The sequence below is a fragment of the Frigoribacterium sp. Leaf172 genome, from assembly GCF_001424285.1.
In the GTDB taxonomy this organism is placed as follows: domain Bacteria; phylum Actinomycetota; class Actinomycetes; order Actinomycetales; family Microbacteriaceae; genus Frigoribacterium.
In genome coordinates, this window is the sequence record NZ_LMPB01000003.1 from 178,449 (window position 1) to 195,890 (window position 17,442).

The following is a 17,442-nucleotide window of genomic DNA, read 5'->3' on the forward strand; positions in this document are numbered from 1 at the left end:
CGGTTTGCGTGGGGGCGCGGCCAAGACGCAAGGGTTGAAGCTGGCGTCTTGTCCACAAACTGGCGTCGTGGGTGGCGGGGGAGAACGGCGGCGCGGCACGCGGCCGAGCCTTTCGAAGCGAGGCATTCGTCCGCCCCCAGGTCCGGTACTCCGGTACGCGCCCGCTACCTCGCGACGGCCGCCGTGGCGGCCGAGACCCTGCTGACGGATGTGTAGCCGGTGAGCTTGCCGGTGACCTGCAGGGTCACCTTCTGGCCTCGCTGCGTCGCAGTCGGCGTGAACCAGGTCTTGTTAGCACCGGCGATGGCCTTGCCATTGGCCAGCCACTGATACGACAGGACCGTCCCGGACGTCCATGTGCCCGTTCGGCTCGTCAAAGAGACACCGGCTTTCGGGGTTCCGTTGATCGTCGGCACGGGGGAGACGAGTGTGCCCTTCGCGACAGCCATCGTCGGTGATGAGGCCGCGGCCCGGGTCGCATAACCGTTCAGAATGCCGGTGACCTGGACCGAAATTCTCTGACCCGCATTCGAGCCGCCGGGTACGAAGGCTGTTTTCGTCGCACCGCTGATCGGTTTTCCATCTGCCGACCATTGATAAGTCAACGTGGTTCCGGTGGTCCATCTGCCGGCTGTGGCGGTGAGGAGGAGGCCGACCTTGGCTGTGCCGCTGATGACGGGGGTGCTAGCGGTCAGGGTGCCTTTCATCACGGCGGAACTCGGCGCCGATGACTTGGACGCCGATTCGTATCCGCTGAGACTTCCCGTCACTAGGACAGTCAATCTCTTACCGACGGTCGCCCCCGTGGGGGTGATCGTCTTCGTGCTGTAGCCGCTGAGGAGCACGCCGTCCGCGAACCATCGATATGAGAACTGCGTTCCCGAACGCCACGAGCCGGTCTGCGCGGTGACGGGCTGACCGACGGTGACCGAGCCGGATATGGAGGGCGTGCCTGCCGTCAGCACAGGTCTGTTCGTGAGCGAGATCGTCGCGAGGGTGACGAACGAGGCTCTATTGCCGAGCGTGTCCTCCAACGGATAGAGCCGGACCTCCCAACCGCCTGGAGCTGCGGTCGTGGGAATGCTGATCGTCCGTTGCCAGGTGCCGTTCTTCGTCGTTCCACTGATCAACTGCATGCTGCCGAAGCCTGCGGATTGTGTCGTCGAAGTGCTGCTCGCCACCACCGTGGGGGTCTCGACGCCCGACGGGTCGCTGATGGTGGCCGTGATCGTGAAGTTCGCGGGCCCCTGCGAGAGGTTGAAGCTCGTGCGGGTGATGGCACTGCTGACGAGCCTCGGAGCACTCGTATCGGGAGGCTTCGGGGCGAGCACGTCGATTGTCGTGAGTGTGGTGAAGAACGACGAGTTTCCGAGCATGTCGTCCAGGGGATAGAGCAGAATCTCCCATTGGCCTGTCGCAGCATTCGTCGGAATACTGATCGTGCTCTGCCAGGTTCCGTTGAAGGTCGTTCCGGCGACGAGCCGCATGCTGCCGAACCCTGCACCTTGCGTGGTCGAGAGGCTGCTCGCGGTCACCACCGGGGTCTCCACGCCCGACGGATCAGAGACCTTTACTGTGACCGTGAATGTCGCCGGTCCGTCAGCGAAGTCGAAGGTCTTCTTCGAGACCGAGCTGCTGATCAGTGTCGGCGGGCTGACATCGGCTGCCGCCGACGCGCTTGCGCTGACCGCGAGAGGCACCATGACACCGACGGTCAGGACGGTCGCCATCATTAGCGCACGGATGGACCAGGTGCTTCTCTTCACATTTTCCCCAAAGTACGAGTCGCGCTAGTACTGGCGCGACGTGCAGACTTTAGCAGCGAATATGAGTCATATCTGCGCCCTTGAATGGGGGTGCTCGTCAAATAGAACGTCCATTTCTGATATCCGAATTCCTGCTCGTCACTTTCCTCGGAGCCTCTCGACCTACTACGTTCAGCCTCACCCTGGTTGAGGGAGTCAGGTGCGATGCAGCAGGCGTTGTGACATATGGCGTGGTGGGTGGGGCGGCCAGCGACTATGACGCCACCGACTCGACATGCCGCCACGTGATCCGGTGGCGGGGTGTCGAGTCGGTGGCGGTTCGCGTGTGGCGTCGTGGGTGGCGGGGGAAGCGGCGGGGCGGGGGCGCCGGGTCAGGGGAGGAGGCCCGAGCGGAACGCCCAGACGACGGTCTGCAGCCGGTCGCGGGTGCCGAGCTTCGTCATGACGCGGGTGAGATGCGACTTGACGGTGCTCGTCTCGACCACGAGGCGGGTGCCGATCTCGTCGTTCGAGAGACCGTCGCCGAGCAGCCGGACGATCTGCTGCTCTCGCTCGGTCAGAACTCCGGGCGGCGGCTCGACCGCGGTGGACCGGCGGCGGCGGGTGAACTCCGCGATGACGCGGCGCGTGGTGGCACCGTCGATCGCGGCCTGACCGGCAGCCAGGCTGCGGACGGCGGCGACGAACTCGTCGGGCTCGACATCCTTCAGCACGAACCCGCTGGCACCGGCCTCGAGCGCGCCGAACACGTACTCGTCGAGGTCGAAGGTCGTGGCGACGAGGACCGCGGGAGGCGCGGCGGACCCGACCCGCGCCTCCTGAGCAGACGACGCGGCGCCCGCACCGGACCCCAACCCAGCCCCAGACCCGGACCCCGACCCCGACCCGAGCCGGGACCCAGCCCCAGCCCCAGACCCGGACCCGACGATGGCGCGTGTCGCCTCGATTCCGTCACCGCCGGGCATGCGGACGTCCATCACGACGACGTCCGGACTCACCCGACGCACCAGCTCGACCGCCTCGCGCCCGCCGGCGGCCTCGCCGACGACCTCGATCCCGCCGGCGGTCTCGAGCACGACGCGGAACCCCGTGCGGACGATCGACTGGTCGTCGACCAGCACGACCCGGATCACGCCGCGCCCCCGGCGGGCGACGACGGGTCCGCCTCGACCGGCAGAGACAGCGCGACGCGCCAGCGGCCGGCCTGCGTGACGCCCGCCTCGAGCTCGCCGCCGACGAGCGCCGCGCGCTCCCGCATGCCGACCAAGCCGTAGCCCGGGGTGTGCGCGGCGCCGCCGCCGGAGGGCAGGTCGTTCTCGACGACCACCGTCAGCCGGTCGACCGTCGCGTCGATCGACAGCTCGACCACGGCGCCCGGACTGTGCCTCCGCGCGTTCACGAGGGACTCCTGCACGGTGCGGAACGCCGTCACGTCGGCGAGCGGGGGCAGCGACGGCAGGGTGCCGCTCCGGTGCACCTCGACGACGGCCCCGGAGGCGCGGGCCGCGTCGACGAGATCGGTCACGTCGGCGAGACCGGGGACGGGTGCGGTGCCGCTGGCGTCGTCACCCGTCTCGCGCAGGATCCCGACGATCGACCGCAGGGCGTCGAGGGTCTCGCGGCCCTGGGCTCGGACGCTCCGCAGCGACTCCTTCGCCCGTTCGGGGTCGCCGTCGACCAGGCGCTCGGCCGCCCCGGCCTGCACGACGAGCCCCGTCAGGTGGTGCGCCGCGACGTCGTGGAGCTCGCGGGCCATACGGGTGCGCTCCGCGGCGACGGCCGATCGCGTGAGCGTCGCCTGGTGCTCGACCGACTCGGCGGCCCGGGCGCGGGCGTCGTGATCGTGCACGCGCCGGAGGGCCACCCACGAGCCCACGGCCGCGCTGACCCCGTTGACCAGCACCGCGGTGGAGACGAGCGCGAGCGTCTCGACGACGACGCCCGACGGGCCGTCCCCGAACAGATCGCCCCGCGGCGTCACGGTCGTCGTCGCCCAGTCGAGGCGCTCGACGATCAGATCGGTCGCACCGACGACGGCGCCGATCGTCGCGACGCCGATGGCCGCGAGGACGGCGCGGACCGCGACCCGGGTGGGTCGCAGGGTGGCCACGGTGTAGGCGGCGATGACGGGAGCCGCCGTCCACAGCGCGACACCCGAGGGCAGGATCGTCAGCAGAGCGGCCTGGACGACAGCGATCACCAGCAGGACGCCGACCGGGCGGACCCGACGCAGGGCCAGCGGCACGTACTGGACGACAGCCAGCAGGGTCATCACGACGAGCTGCGGGGCCGACGCGCCCAGAGAGGCGGACGGCGCCGTCCCGAGCTCGCCCGTGGCCAGCAGGGCGCCGAGCAGAGCCACCGTGACCACCGCCCAGACGGCGGCGAGCACGACGTCGCGACCGAGCGGCGTGCGGACGCCGACACGGGCGAGCATCCGACGCGTCGCTGCTGCACCGGGCCCCGAGGCGGAGCCCGCGGTGGCAGCGTCGGAGGCGGGCGAGGTCATCGTCCGAGCATGCCAGGTGCCGGTGGTCTCGGGGGAGCGCTTCAGCCCGCGCATCAGAAGCTCACGCTCGGCGCGATGAGGCGGAACACGAACGCGACGGTGGCGAGAGCCGCGAGAGCGGCGACGACGAGCACGCGTCCGGTGACGACGGCCCAGCCTCGACGGTCGCGGACGGCCCGCCACGCGACGAGGGCGGCCGGCACGACGGCCAGGACGCCGAGCACCTGCAGCACCTGGAGCACGCGCAGGGTCGTGGCCGTGACCTCGGCGAACGACATCGCCTGCACGGCGACGATCGCCCAGCCGACGAGTGCGAGCAGGGTCGACGCCTGTCCGAGTCGCGACAGCAGCAGCATCCGGTCCTTCCGGCGCGGGGCGGCGTCGGGTCGCGAGGGGTCGCGACGGGTCGAGCGGCCTCCGGCTCGCGCCAGGGCCGTGGCCGGCCAGACGATCATCGACGCGAGCAGGACGACGAGCGAGCCGAGCGCGACCGGCACGACGACCGACGCCGTCTGCCAGGGCTGCGCCCGCAGCAGGGTGAAGGAGGCGCCCCACGAGATCGCGGTCACGGTCGCGTCGTCCGCATCCCCGCCGGAGTCGGTGCGAGTCGCCAGCAGCGCGTCACCGCCGACCTCGCGCCACAGGTTGGGCTCGATCTTCTCGTAGACCCCGGTGGTGACGCCGAGCGGCTTCGGGGTGACGGCGACGGTCCCGTCGGTCCGCGGCACGACGACCGTCTGACCGCTGAGGGCGAGCAGGGCGCCCGGGTTCGTCACGGGCGACCGCGACGAGAGGTACGTGCCGGCCAGATCGGCGGCGGCGGGCCCGTCCGGAGCTTCCGCGTCCGAGGCGTCCGTGTCGGAGGCGACCGCACCCGCGCCTCCTCGGCTCGGGTCGTCCGCCTCGTCGCGCAGATACCGGTCGGCGAAGCCCTGCAGCACCGTCGTGCGGAGGTCGAGCGACGCGGTCGGCGTGCGCCCGCTGCCGTTCAACGAGACGAAGATGCCGGCGTCATGGTCGGGGAACAGCCGCATCGCCGAATGGAACACCTGGGTGTCGCCGTCGTGCCCGAATGCCGGGACGCCCGGGGTGCTGTCGTCGAAGAAGCCGAGGTCCATGCGCTGCCCGGCGGCGAGCGTGCCGAGCTGGTCGGCGTCGAGCGCGGGGCGGTGCATCTCGGCCAGCGCGTCGTCGCCGAGCAGTGCGTCGTCGCCCGGCAGGTCGCCGAGGTGCGCGAGCATGAAGCGGGCCATGTCGGTGGCGCTCGAGGTCATCGCGCCGGCGGGTGCGGCGTTGACGACCTCGGTCGGGTACGCGGGCTGCGAGTCGTCGGGGTAGCCCTTCGCGAGGCGGGCGTCGAGGTCGTCGGGCAGGGGCTGCTCGAACGACGACGACGACATGCCGGCGGGCTCGAACACGTTCTGCTGCAGCAGCTCCGCGAACGGCTCGCCCGACACGCGCTCGGCGATGTAGCCCGCGAGGGTCGCGCCGTAGTTGGAGTACGCGGGCGTGGTGCCGGGCTCGTAGACCTGCTCGGGCGGTGCGGCCGAGACGGCCTCGCGCAACGGCACCTCGCTGCCGGCGGTGCCGATCAGCCCGGCGATCACCTCCTCGAAGCCGGCCGTGTGGGTCAGCAGATGCCGCAGCGTGATCGGGCCCTTCGGGGTGTCGAGGTCGAAGTCGAGGTACTGCTGCACGTCGGCGTCGAGATCGAGATCGCCCCGCTCGACGAGCTGAATGATCGCCGTGGCCGACACGACCTTCGAGATCGAGCCGATGCGGAAGAGCGTGTCGTCGGGGTCCACGGGACGGGCGGATCCACCCTCGGTCCCCGTGTCGGCGAGGCCGTAGCCCTTCGCCGTCAGCAGCTCGCCGTCCGAGACGACGGAGACGGTGGCCCCGGGGATGCCCGTGGTCTGCAGAGCCGAGCCGATCGCGCCGTCGAGCCACGTGTCGACGTCGTCGGCGGTGAGGGAGTGGCCTCCGGGCTGCTGGCGAGGAGGGGCGGGAGGCGCGGCCTCGGTGGGCGCCGCGCTCGCGGAACCGCAGGCGGCGAGCGGCAGGGCGAGGGCCACGACCGCGGTCGCGGCGGCGAGTCGGGGCAGGAGGCGCGGGGCGCGTCGACCGGTGCGCGGCGCCCCCTGGGTCGGTGTCGTTGTCATGCCTCCACGTTCGCGGGTGCCGATCGACGGCGCAGGAGGCGCAGGTCGGGACCTCGTCTACGACCTGAGTCGCAAGCGGCCGGTCTCAGGACCCCGCCGGGGTCGGCTGACACCGCGGGCGCCTCCGGGCGCGGCGGGCGCGGCCGGGTGACCCGGTCCCCTCGGACGCGCCTACACTCCGGGTCGACGCGGTCCCCTGCCGCCCTGACCCGGAGGCCCGCCATCCCCACCCTCGACCCGACCCTCGACCCCGCGGTCGACCCCGCCGTCCCCGCGGTCCCCGCATCGCCCGCGGCTGCGCCCACGGTGGCCTCCGCCCCGACGGCGCCTCCCCGCGTCCGGTGGTTCCGCGCCGGCCCCGAGGCCCACGCCGCCCCGGAGGCGCCGATCTTCGTGCTGGTACACGGCGTCGGCCTCTCGCACCGGTCGTTCAGCCGTCTCGCGCCGCTGCTCGCCGAGCACGGCACGGTGCTGGCCGTCGACCTGCCCGGCTTCGGCCGCACGCCGGGGCCGCGTCGTCGTCTGGGCGTCGACGAGATGGCGGAGGCCCTGCTGCCCCGGCTCGACTCGGCTGCGGGAGGCGCTCCCCGGCTCGTCGTGATCGGCCACTCGCTGGGTTCCGAGGTCGCCGTCGACGTGGCCCTCCGACGACCGGGGCTCGTGCGCGGGCTCGTGCTGATCGGCCCGGTCGTCGACCCGGCGGCCTCGAGCGCGGCCGGTCAGGGGCGACGGCTGGCCCTCGACATGCTCGGCGAGCCGCCGCTCACCGGCGCGATGGTGGCCCGCGACTACGCCCGCGGCGGGATGCTCTCGTATGCCGCCGGGGTCGCCTCGATGCTCCGCTACGAGACGGCCGACCGCATCCGCGGGGTCACCCGACCGACGCTGGTCGTCCGGGGCGCGCACGACCCGATCGCCCCCGCCGACTGGGTGCGCGGACTCGCCGAGGCCGTCGACGGCCGGTCGGCCGAGGTGCCCGGCGCCGTGCACAACGTCATCCACTCCCACCCCGACGAGGTCGGCCGTCTCGTCGCGGCGTTCGCCGCAGGACTCCCGGAGGCGCGGGTCCCGTGACCGTGCCGTCGCCGTTCCGTCTCGCGCGCCTCCTGATCTGGTGGGTCCGCGACTACGCCTACGCCGCGCACTGGCAGGTCCGCGCCGTGCTCGCGCCGCGGGGCGAGGCGGAGTACCGGGACGGGGAGGGGCGCGCGGTGCTGGTCGTGCCCGGCATCTGGGAGACCTGGGCGTTCCTCCGCCCGCTGATCGCCCGGGTGCACGCCGAGGGGCACCCCGTGCACGTGCTGTCGGCCCTGCGGTGGAACGGCCGGCCCGTCGAGGCCGCCGCCCGCGACGTGGCCGAGTACCTCGAGCGGCACGATCTGCGCGACGTCGTGATCGTCGCGCACAGCAAGGGCGGTCTGATCGGCAAGTACGTGATGGCCATGCTCGACCCCGAGGGCCGCGTCGACGGCATGGTGGCCGTCTGCGCGCCCTTCTCGGGATCGCGCTACGCCCGATGGCTGCCCCTGTCGAGCCTGAGGGCGTTCTCGCCGCGGGACGCCACGACCCTGCTGCTCACCCGCAACGCGGAGGTCAACTCGCGGATCGTGTCGATCTACGGCGAGTTCGATCCGCACATCCCCGAGGGCAGCGAGCTGCCGGGGGCCGAGAACGTCCGGCTTCCCGCGGGCGGGCACTTCCGGATCCTGGCCCTGCCCCGCACGATCGCGACCGTGCTGGCCGTCGCCGGGCGGCCACCCCGTCGAGGCTGAGGCGGCGGGGGCGCTCCGACCGGTCGGTCGGGGGTCGGGTCAGGCGTTCAGCAGGCGGGACGGCTGCGCGGCCTCGTCCTCGGCCGGCAGTCGCATGCCCGACGGAGTGTTGGCCGTGGCGATGATCGCCCTGACCCAGGACTCGTTGATCCGGGGCGGGCGGTTGCCGCTGAAGTGGAACCGGAGATCGCTGGTCGGGTTGATCCACATGGTGTCGCGGCCGCTGCCCTGACTCACCGGTCGGGCGATCGTCAGCGCCACGCTCTGCTGAGCGCGGAGGAGCGTGAGCAGCGCGACCTTCAGGTGCGCGAGGGCACGGTCGTCGAGCTCGACGCCGTAGCGGTCGGTTCCGTAGAACAGGGTTCCCATGCTGATCCGCCTCGAGGTGGGGTCCGAGATTACGGGTGATCAGGGACTCGGTCGTCTCGCCTGTGGGGGCGAGGAGTGGTGGACGAGCCCGCGATGCGGGGTGTGCGGACCCGGGGAGCGCACGCTCGTGATGTACCGGCTGCCGAGGTCTGGGGTGGCCTTGCCCCCACGGTAGGGGACAGCGGGACGGTGCTGCAAGCGAGAGGGATGAGGTCGCGGAACAGCATCCGGTATGCGAACTGCTGGCCTCCGAAGGGCCGGATCAGGCGGGGGTGCGTACCCCTACGCAACGACCCCGCCTCACCGTTCGGCCCCCCGAAGGGCCGTCGGCCGTGCTCATCCGAAGAGCAGTCGGTTCGGTGTGCTCCTTTTCTACAGGGTCCGGGGGGAATCGCCTACGCCTCCGCGGTTCCGGCTGCGAATCGATGTGCAGATGTGACCGAGCGTGGTCTCCTCACCCGCGCGCGCCTCCTGAGGAGGGGATCGACGAGGCCCGTCTCGTGACGCAGCCCGTCGACGAGCGGGACGACGTCGAGAGCACCTGCTCGGGCCGGTGTCAACCCCCTGAGGCGTACTCGTTTCCGTTCGGCCCTCCGGGGCGCGACGCGGACAGTGTTGCAGCATCTCAACCCGATCGCGGCCGTCGTCCCGATGGTCGCTCGACGATCCGAGAGGCACAGCATGAGCGATGACAAGCGCTACGACAGCGACTCGTCCACACCCGTCTTCGACCAGACCGCCGGAGGGCAGCCGCCGACGGGCACGTCGTCAGGCCACGACGGCGGCCGCCGCGACGACGCCGTGACCGGACTCGGCGACGAGGTCGGCGCGTACGCCGACATCACCGACCCCGACGCCACCGCGGCCGACTTCTCGGCCACCGCGGCACCCGTGGTCGCGCCGTCCGCCGGGGCCGGCGGCTCCGGCGACGGCGGCTCCGACGGCGGCTCCGACGGCGGCTCCGACGGCGGCTCCGACGGCGGCGTCAAGGAGAAGGCCCAGGCCAAGGCGGACTCGGCCAAGGAGGAGGCGGCCGGTGTCGCGGGCGACGCCAGGAGCGCCGCCTCCGACGTGGTCGGCAGCGCCAGGGAGCAGGCCTCGAAGGTCGCCTCCGAGGCGACCGGTCAGGCCAAGGAGCTCTTCGGCCAGGCGACCTCCGAGCTCAAGGAGCAGGCCGGTGCGCAGCAGGAGAAGGCGGCCGCCGGTCTCCGCACCATGGGCGACCACCTCGGCTCCATGGCCGACAACGGCGAGAGCGGTGTGGCGGGCGAGCTCGTCCGCAACCTCTCCGGTCGCGCGCACGGCGTCGCCGAGTGGCTCGAGGGGCGCGACGCCGGCACTCTGCTGGACGACGTCAAGTCGTTCGCCGCCCGGAAGCCCGGCACCTTCATCGCGATCGCCGCAGCCTCCGGTCTGCTGGCCGGTCGGGTCGTGAAGTCGCTGACCGCCGAGGCCAAGCAGCAGCACCAGAGCGACTCCGACTCCGGCACCCCGACCTCGGGGAGCTCAGGAGGCGCGGCGACGCCGTCCGCGCCCGTCGCCTCGACCGGCGGCCAGACGCCGCTCGTCGGTGACCCCGGTCCCGTGGCCGGCGAGTACGACGTCGTCGAGGAGGGCGAGCTGCCCGACGTGATCGCGACGCCCGGCAACCCGAGCGCCACCCCGGGCACCTGGCCCGGAGCCGCAGGGCCCCGCCTGTGAGCGACCCGTCCGCCGGCGCCCCCGAGACCGGGCGTCCGGCCCCTGAGGAGACCGCCGCCACGACGTCGCTCGGCGAACTGCTGAGCGGCGTCACCGGCGACCTGTCCACGCTGTTCCGTCAGGAGGTCGAGCTCGCCAAGGCCGAGCTCACCGACTCGGCCAAGAAGGCCGGCAAGGGAGCGGGCATGTTCGGCGGTGCCGGTCTGACGGCGCTGTTCGCCCTGCTGTTCCTGTCGCTCGCCGCGATGTGGGCGCTCGGCTCGCTGATCGGCCTCGGCTGGTCGTCGCTGATCATCGCCGTCGTCTACGCCGTGGTCGCGCTGGTGATGTTCCTCCGGGGGCGCAAGCAGCTGAAGACCATCACGGGAGCGCCCTCGACGGTCGACTCCCTCAAGAAGATCCCTGAGACCGTCAAGCCAGGAGGCAACGCATGAGCACCGCAGACACCAACGAGAGCGGATCGACCCGCACGCCCGAGGAGATCCGCGCCGACATCGAGCGAACCCGCGCCGGGCTCGGCTACGACGTCGACGCGCTCGCCGACAAGGTGAACCCGTCGAGCATCGCCCACCGCCAGACCGAGAAGGTCAAGGGGCGCTTCACGAGCGTCAAGGAGTCCGTCATGGGCGTCGCCCACTCGGGCGTCGACAGCGTCCGCGACGCCGGCGGCTCGGCCGTCGACAGCGTGCGGGGAGCCAGCGGCTCGGTCGCGGGCGGCGTCACCGGCGCCCCGCAGCAGGCCGTGCAGAAGGCGAAGGGCAACCCGCTCGCGGTCGGCCTGATCGCCTTCGGCGCCGGATGGCTGGTCTCGTCGCTGATCCCCGCGTCGGACAAGGAGCAGGAGCTCGTCTCGTCGGCGAAGGAGAAGGCCGCGCCGGTCGTCAAGTCGGCCGCGGACGACGCCGCCGAGCACCTGCGCGAGCCCGCGCAGGAGGCCTTCGCCGCCGTCAAGGAGACCGCTCAGGACGCCGCGTCGACCGTCAAGGACGACACGACCTCGGCCGCCGCCGACGTCAAGGACAGTGCTCAGCAGTCGAAGGAGAACGTTCAGGGCGCCTGACCGGCGAACCACGCGACGAGGCCCCGCACCGGGAGATCGGTGCGGGGCCTCGTCGTGTCCTCGACACAGCCCCCCCACAGCGCCGGGGGATGGACACGACGCCAGGGGTTCTCCCGGCGTCGTGTCCATCTCCTGGCGTCGTGGGGCCCCAGCACGACACGAGGCCCCGCCCGAGGATGTCGGGCGGGGCCTCGTGTCGACCGCGGGGGTCAGCTCTTCGAGAGCTTGTCCTTGACGGTGCCGACGGTCTTCTCGACGATGTTCGGCACGGGGGTCGTGCCGTAGAGACGCTCGTCGGGCTTCGTGGGCGCGGGGAAGGGCAGGCCGCCGGCAGGTGCCTCCTCGTAGGTGAAGGTGCCCTTGCCGTCGGGGGTCGGACCCTTGGCCCAGGTGCCCTCCGACGCCGCCTCGCCGTCCGAGAAGTTGTAGAACTTGTACGACTCGGTCTGGATCTCGTTCGACTGCGGGAAGTTGCTCGGCACCGGCAGGTCCTCGTAGCCGTCGGCCATGAGCTCGCGGGCGGCGGCGGTCCACTGGTTCTGGTGAGCGGTGTCGCGTGCGAGAAGGAATCCGAGCATGTCCCGGACGCCCTTGTCCTCGGTCATGTGGTACAGACGCGCGACCTGGAGACGGCCCTGCATCTCGGCGTTGGCGTTGGCGATCACGTCGGCGAGCAGGTTGCCCGACGCCGTGATGTAGCTGCCCGACCACGGGTTGCCGTTCGAGTCGACCGGGCGCGCACCGGCGCCCGCGACGATGGCGTGCTGGATGTCCGTGCCGCCGACGACGGCCGCGATGACCGGGTCGTCCTGGACGGCCTTCTCGGTCGCGCCGACCGGCGCGTCGGCCAGGAGCTGGCTGATCATGGTGGCGATCATCTCGACATGGCCGAACTCCTCGGCGCCGATGCCGAAGATCATGTCGCGGTACTTGCCGGGCAGGTGGCTGTTCCAGGCCTGGAAGCCGTACTGCATCGCCACCGTGATCTCGCCGTACTGGCCGCCGAGGATCTCCTGCATCTTGTGGGCCAGGACGGCGTCGGGCTTCGACGGAGTGGCCGTGTACTGGAGCTCTTGCTTGTGGAAGAACATTCTTTCCCTTTCGTCGAGAGCATCCACCCTCCTGCCGGCCCCACGGGGAGCGACCGAAGACGATGGATCGGCCCCCACGGGGTTGACTCCGCAGCCGCCGGTGACGACAATCCCGCGCCTCGACGACGAACGGCCCCGGCGTGAGCCGGGGCCGTTCTCAGAGCGGGTCGCGCGAGGTCAGTCGGCGTCGACGACCACGGTCGTGATGACCGGGGTGCGACGGTGCCGACGCAGGAACCACCGGCTGAGGCCGTCGGCGATGGCGTTCTCGGCGCCGACCCCGTCGACGTGACCGCGGTTGGTCGCCTCGGCCAGCGCCTTGGTGGCCACGTCTTCGGCCTGCGACATCCAGCCGGCCTCCTCGACGAAGCCGCGGGGGATGAACTCGACGGGGTCGATGAGCTTCTGCGTGCCCTCGTCGAAGATGCCGAGCACGGTGATGTGCCCCTCTTCGGCGAGCGAGAGGCGGTCCTTCAAGGCGTCTTCGGTGGCGATGCCGATCGTGGCGCCGTCGACGAAGACGTAGGGGGCGGGGATGCGCCCGGCGATGCTGGCGCGGCCGCGGTCGAGGTCGACGACGACGCCGTCCTCGACGACGAGCACGCGGTCCTCCGGCACGCCGGTCGCGATCGCGAGGTCGGCGTTCGCGGTGAGGTGGCGCCATTCGCCGTGGACGGGCAGCACGTTCTTCGGCTTGACGATGTTGTAGCAGTAGGTGAGCTCGCCGGCGCTGGCGTGGCCCGAGACGTGCACCTTGGCGTTGCCCTTGTGCACGACGGTGGCGCCCCAGCGGATGAGGCCGTTGATGACGCCGTAGATGGCGTTCTCGTTGCCGGGGATCAGCGAGCTGGCGAGGAGGATGGTGTCGCCCTCGCCGACCTTGATGATGTGCTCTCGGTTCGCCATGCGCGACAGCGCCGCCATCGGCTCGCCCTGCGAACCGGTGCAGATGAGCACGATCTTGTTGTCGGCCATCTTGCTCAGCTGCTTGAGGTCGACCACGAGGCCCTTGGGGATCGTGAGGTAGCCGAGGTCGGAGGCGATGCCCATGTTGCGCACCATCGAGCGACCCACGAAGGCGACCTTGCGGCCGTGCTTGTGCGCCGTATCGAGCACCTGCTGGATGCGGTGGACGTGGCTGGCGAAGCTCGACACGACGATGCGCTTGGGCGCCTCGCGGAAGACGCGGTCGATGGCGGCGCCGAGGTCCTTCTCGGCGGTCGTGAAGCCGGGGACCTCCGCGTTGGTGGAGTCGGTCATGAAGAGGTCGACGCCCTCGTCGCCCAGACGGGCGAAGTGGTTGAGGTCGGTGATCCGCTTGTCCATCGGGAACTGGTCCATCTTGAAGTCGCCCGTGTGGAGGACGATCCCGGCGCTCGTGCGCAGGGCGACCGCGAGGCCGTCGGGGATGGAGTGGTTCACGGCCACGAACTCGAGGTCGAAGGGGCCGGCCTGGTGGTGGTCGCCGGCGGCGACCTCGTGGGTGATCGGCGTGATCTTGTGCTCCTGCAGCTTCGCCGTGATGAAGGCGAGGGTGAGCTTCGACCCGATCAGGGGGATGTCGGGGCGCTCTTTGAGCAGGTAGGGGACTCCGCCGATGTGGTCCTCGTGACCGTGCGTCAGCACGATGGCCTCGACGTCCTTCAGGCGGTCGCGCAGCGGGGTGAAGTCGGGCAGGATCACGTCGATGCCGGGCTGGGTCTCTTCGGGGAAGAGCACGCCGCAGTCGACGACGACGAGCTTGCCCTTGTGCTCGAAGAGGGTCATGTTGCGGCCGACGTCGCCGAGTCCGCCGAGGGGCGTGACCCGCAGGGCCCCGCGCTTCAGCGGCTGCGGCTTCTTCAGGTCGAGGGAGTGCTTGGTGGTCTGCATAGAGGATCTTCTGTCTCTGAGGTGGGTGTGCTGGCCGCACCTCTGGACCAGGTGCGTGTCGTCGTACGGGTGGTGCCGGGGAGATCGGAGAGTTGCTGCCAGAGATCTCGGGGTGGTGCGGAAGTCTGTGTCGCGGGCTCGTGCCTCGTCGCCGCCGTCATCGGTCGGAAGACCAGTTTCGCACGCCTGGTGACCTCGACGGCACCGCGCGCGACGGCCGGGCGGGCGGATAGCCCTTCAGGGCGTCGGTGTCAACCCGCTCGACGGGGTCGGACCGGCCCGGCGACCGCGCCCTACTGTCGGGCCGTCAGGCCCTCCGCCGTCATCCGGCTCCGGGCATCATGACCGCACACGACGTCACCGGAGAACCGACATGCGAGAACTGCCGATCGTCAAGGCCCTGGCCGCCGTCGAGGACGCCTCGACCCTCGACCCCGTCGTCACCCGGGTGCAGCGCGTGGTCGACGCCGTGCTCGCCCCCCGGGCCCTGCGCGACCTGCTGCACGGGGTACCCGCCGGGCACCCGCTGCACCCCGTGCTGGTGCTCGTCCCCACCGGCTCGTGGATCAGCGCCGCCGTGCTCGACGCGATGCCCGGCCAGGAGCGGGCCGCCCGCACCCTCGTCGGCGTCGGGCTGCTCGCCGTGGCGCCCTCGGCGCTCGCCGGGTTCGCCGACTGGGCGGCGTCGCACGAGCAGCAGAAGCGGGTGGGTCTCGTGCACTCCGCGGCGAACCTCGTCGCCACGGCCCTCTACGGCGCGTCGTACCTGCAGCGCCTCCGCGGCCGGAGCACGAGCGCGAAGCTCCTCGGCTGGACGGGACTCGGGGCCGTCGGGCTCGGCGGCTTCATCGGCGGGCACCTCGCCTACCGTCAGGCCGTCGGGGCCAACCACGCCGAGGACGTCCCGCACCTGGTGAGTCCCGGCTGGCACGAGGTCGCCCCTCTCGACGAGCTGCCCGACGGCGAGCTCACCGGCCGCGAGGTCGACGGGAAGCCGGTCGTGGTGCTCCGTCGGGGCGATCGGGCGCATGTGCTCTCCGACACCTGCAGCCACCTCTCGGGCCCGCTCTCCGACGGCGCCCTCACGACCGAGCGGGGCGAGGCCTGCGTCACCTGCCCGTGGCACGACAGCGTCTTCTCGCTCCGGACCGGCGAGGTCGTGCACGGACCGGCGACCTCGCCGCAGCCCGCCTTCACGACCCGAGTGGCCGACGGCGTGCTCGAGGCGCGACTGCCGAACGCCGGCTGACGACGCGCCCCGCGCCTCCTCGGGAGGTGCGGGGCACGTCGTCACGGACTCGCGACTACTGCGAGTGGACCATCCCGCGACCCGTCGCGTCGTCCTGCCACAGCGTCAGGTGCGGGTTCTTCAGCAGGACCGCGACCGCGCAGGCGCCGGCCTGCGCGAAGAAGACGACCTCGTCCATCAGCGTGAGCCCGGTCGGCGCCGCTCCGAAGAGGTGCGGGTCGGCCATGCCGGAGAGCCCCAGGACGAGGAACGAGAGACCGGGTATCGCGACGAGGATGCGGATCGTCAGCGCCGACGCCGGCAGCAGCGCCGCCGCGAGCAGCAGAGCGGCCGACCCGAGGTAGACGACGTCGAGCGCGATGTCGACGGTGAAGATGCCGAGCATGTGCTCGCCCTCGATGAACAGCCCGATCAGGCCGTGGCCGCCGACGATCATGGCGAGCATGAGGGCGATGGACTTCGTCATGGTGATGCTCCTCCTGGAGGTTCGGCGGGACTGCCGGCGACGGGACGTCTCGAGCGCGACGTGCGGTCGACGGTAGCGACGGCAGGTGTCGGCGAACTGAGGCGATCTGTACCCCGATCGGTCGGGTCCGCCTCGACCGGCGCTGCTTGGATCGGGGTCATGCAGAGCGAGCGCCGCCCCGTCGTCGAACCGGCCGTCCGTCGAGCGGAGCTCGCGCTCCGGGCGGCGACCGCGGCCTACGTGCTCACCTGCGGCGTCGGACTGGCCGTCCGCCGCGGGCTCCTGCGGACGGACCGCGCACGCTGGGTGCACCACGCCCTCTTCGTGACGACGGCGGCCACCACGGCTCTCGCGGTCGCCGCCCTCGCCACGAGCCGCCGTCGTGCGGCCCTGGCGCTCGCCGCCTCGGCCGTCCCCTTCGTCGCCCTGACCCGGGTCTCGGCCCGCACCGGTCCCCACGCCCGGGTGGCGCTCGCGGCCGCACCGGCCTACGCCGCCGCGTGGCTCGTCCTCGACCGCGACGCCGTCGCGGCGCGGGCCGGGGCGGGTGCGCGCTGATGGACTTCTTCGAGGTCGTCCGCCGCCGACGGACCATGAACAGCCATTTCACCGACGAGCCGGTCAGCGCCGCCGACCAGCGCCTCCTGATGGAGCTCGCCGGGCGAGCCCCCAGTCAGCTGAACAGTCAGCCGTGGCGCTTCGTGCTGATCGAGTCGCGCGAGACGATCGAGGCCGTCGCCCGCATCAGCGGCGAGAGCATGACCGAGTCGATGGCGCGCGGGGCGTTCTTCGACCGGTACAAGCCCTTCTTCCGGTTCAGCCCGGCCGAGATGGAGCGGCACCGCGACGGCATGCTGTTCGACCGCCTGCCCGCGCCGCTCCGGCCGTTCACCCGCCAGGTCTTCACGAAGCGCGGGCGTCTGCTCATGAACGCGCTGCGCGTGCCGCAGACCCTCGGCGCCGAGAACCGCAAGCTGGTCGCGGGCGCCCCGTTGCTGCTCGGCGTGATGCTCGACCGGTCGTCGTTCCGGCCCGACTCGCTGACGTCGTTCTACTCGACGTTCAGCATGGGGGCCGCGATGGAGAACGTGTGGCTCGCGACCGTGCCCCTCGGGCTCGGCATCCAGTTCATCTCGTTCCCGATGGAGCTGCCCGAGCGCTGGGCCGAGATTGAGCGCCTCCTCGCGGTGCCCGACGACCTCGAGCTGATGGCCGTCTACCGCATCGGCCACGTGCCCGCCGAGAAGGTCCGGCCCGCGATCGACTGGGTCAGCGACGAGCGCAAGGTCATCTCGCAGTACGTCTTCCGAGAGGACTGCACCCGAGCCCAGGAGGGCTGGGACGCCCCGCCGCAGCCGGTCGCCGCGCCGGGCGGGGGAGCCGAGGAGGCGCGGGTCGACTGACCCCGCCCGTCACCTCCGCCCC

General features: G+C 71.6%; 16 protein-coding genes. 8 read left to right on the forward strand and 8 right to left on the reverse strand.

Going from position 1 to position 17,442, the window contains the following annotated elements; translation table 11 throughout:
- Positions 1-164: 164 nt before the first annotated feature.
- The 4 genes from ASF89_RS15745 to ASF89_RS12405 form a co-directional block, all read right to left on the reverse strand.
- Entirely contained in the window at positions 165-1,733 is a 1,569-nt protein-coding gene (locus ASF89_RS15745) for a hypothetical protein (RefSeq protein ID WP_156463406.1), read from the reverse strand.
- Between the two features lie 404 nt (positions 1,734-2,137).
- The gene (locus ASF89_RS12395; RefSeq protein ID WP_055815251.1) at positions 2,138-2,899 is read right to left on the reverse strand and encodes a response regulator transcription factor; all 762 of its coding nucleotides are present in this window, start codon (positions 2,897-2,899) and stop codon (positions 2,138-2,140) included.
- On the reverse strand, positions 2,896-4,329 hold the full coding sequence (locus ASF89_RS12400) for a sensor histidine kinase (RefSeq protein ID WP_156463407.1): 1,434 nt from the start codon (positions 4,327-4,329) through the stop codon (positions 2,896-2,898). The genes ASF89_RS12395 and ASF89_RS12400 overlap by 4 nt, the downstream gene beginning before the upstream one ends.
- On the reverse strand, positions 4,329-6,437 hold the full coding sequence (locus ASF89_RS12405) for a serine hydrolase (protein WP_055815254.1): 2,109 nt from the start codon (positions 6,435-6,437) through the stop codon (positions 4,329-4,331). The genes ASF89_RS12400 and ASF89_RS12405 overlap by 1 nt, the downstream gene beginning before the upstream one ends.
- A 306-nt stretch (positions 6,438-6,743) precedes the next feature.
- On the opposite strand from ASF89_RS12405, the gene ASF89_RS12410 reads away from it, so the two are divergent.
- Entirely contained in the window at positions 6,744-7,511 is a 768-nt protein-coding gene (locus tag ASF89_RS12410) for an alpha/beta fold hydrolase (protein ID WP_055815257.1), read from the forward strand.
- Positions 7,508-8,209, forward strand: a complete 702-nt coding sequence (locus tag ASF89_RS12415; protein ID WP_200937176.1) for a triacylglycerol lipase — start codon at positions 7,508-7,510, stop codon at positions 8,207-8,209. The genes ASF89_RS12410 and ASF89_RS12415 overlap by 4 nt, the downstream gene beginning before the upstream one ends.
- A 39-nt stretch (positions 8,210-8,248) precedes the next feature.
- Here the strand turns inward: ASF89_RS12415 and ASF89_RS12420 are convergent, their stop codons facing one another.
- Positions 8,249-8,578, reverse strand: a complete 330-nt coding sequence (locus tag ASF89_RS12420; protein ID WP_055815260.1) for a hypothetical protein — start codon at positions 8,576-8,578, stop codon at positions 8,249-8,251.
- A gap of 681 nt (positions 8,579-9,259) precedes the next feature.
- On the opposite strand from ASF89_RS12420, the gene ASF89_RS12425 reads away from it, so the two are divergent.
- The 3 genes from ASF89_RS12425 to ASF89_RS12435 are packed head-to-tail and all read left to right on the forward strand — an operon-like array spanning position 9,260 to position 11,339.
- A complete protein-coding gene (locus tag ASF89_RS12425) occupies positions 9,260-10,279 on the forward strand; it encodes an ATP synthase F0 subunit B (RefSeq protein ID WP_156463408.1) in 1,020 nt (339 codons plus the stop codon).
- Complete coding sequence (locus ASF89_RS12430; RefSeq protein ID WP_082490000.1) at positions 10,276-10,713, forward strand: phage holin family protein; 438 nt, start codon at positions 10,276-10,278, stop codon at positions 10,711-10,713. Before ASF89_RS12425 ends, ASF89_RS12430 begins: the two co-directional genes overlap by 4 nt.
- Complete coding sequence (locus ASF89_RS12435; protein ID WP_055815266.1) at positions 10,710-11,339, forward strand: DUF3618 domain-containing protein; 630 nt, start codon at positions 10,710-10,712, stop codon at positions 11,337-11,339. The genes ASF89_RS12430 and ASF89_RS12435 overlap by 4 nt, the downstream gene beginning before the upstream one ends.
- Positions 11,340-11,548: 209 nt before the next feature.
- Here the strand turns inward: ASF89_RS12435 and ASF89_RS12440 are convergent, their stop codons facing one another.
- Complete coding sequence (locus ASF89_RS12440; protein WP_055795235.1) at positions 11,549-12,430, reverse strand: manganese catalase family protein; 882 nt, start codon at positions 12,428-12,430, stop codon at positions 11,549-11,551.
- Positions 12,431-12,607: 177 nt separating this feature from the next.
- Positions 12,608-14,302: a ribonuclease J gene (locus tag ASF89_RS12445; protein WP_055795237.1), complete on the reverse strand. Its 1,695-nt coding sequence runs from the start codon at positions 14,300-14,302 to the stop codon at positions 12,608-12,610.
- A gap of 373 nt (positions 14,303-14,675) precedes the next feature.
- On the opposite strand from ASF89_RS12445, the gene ASF89_RS12450 reads away from it, so the two are divergent.
- A complete protein-coding gene (locus ASF89_RS12450) occupies positions 14,676-15,551 on the forward strand; it encodes a Rieske 2Fe-2S domain-containing protein (RefSeq protein ID WP_055815269.1) in 876 nt (291 codons plus the stop codon).
- A 55-nt stretch (positions 15,552-15,606) separates the two neighbouring features.
- On the opposite strand, the gene ASF89_RS12455 is transcribed toward ASF89_RS12450, so the two are convergent.
- Complete coding sequence (locus tag ASF89_RS12455) at positions 15,607-16,017, reverse strand: hypothetical protein (protein WP_055795240.1); 411 nt, start codon at positions 16,015-16,017, stop codon at positions 15,607-15,609.
- Between the two features lie 159 nt (positions 16,018-16,176).
- On the opposite strand from ASF89_RS12455, the gene ASF89_RS12460 reads away from it, so the two are divergent.
- Both ASF89_RS12460 and ASF89_RS12465 read left to right on the forward strand, forming a co-directional pair.
- Complete coding sequence (locus tag ASF89_RS12460; RefSeq protein WP_055815273.1) at positions 16,177-16,575, forward strand: hypothetical protein; 399 nt, start codon at positions 16,177-16,179, stop codon at positions 16,573-16,575.
- Positions 16,575-17,420 carry a nitroreductase family protein gene (locus ASF89_RS12465; protein ID WP_055815276.1) on the forward strand — a complete coding sequence of 282 codons (846 nt, stop codon included), beginning with the start codon at positions 16,575-16,577 and terminating at the stop codon, positions 17,418-17,420. Before ASF89_RS12460 ends, ASF89_RS12465 begins: the two co-directional genes overlap by 1 nt.
- Positions 17,421-17,442 lie beyond the last annotated feature (22 nt).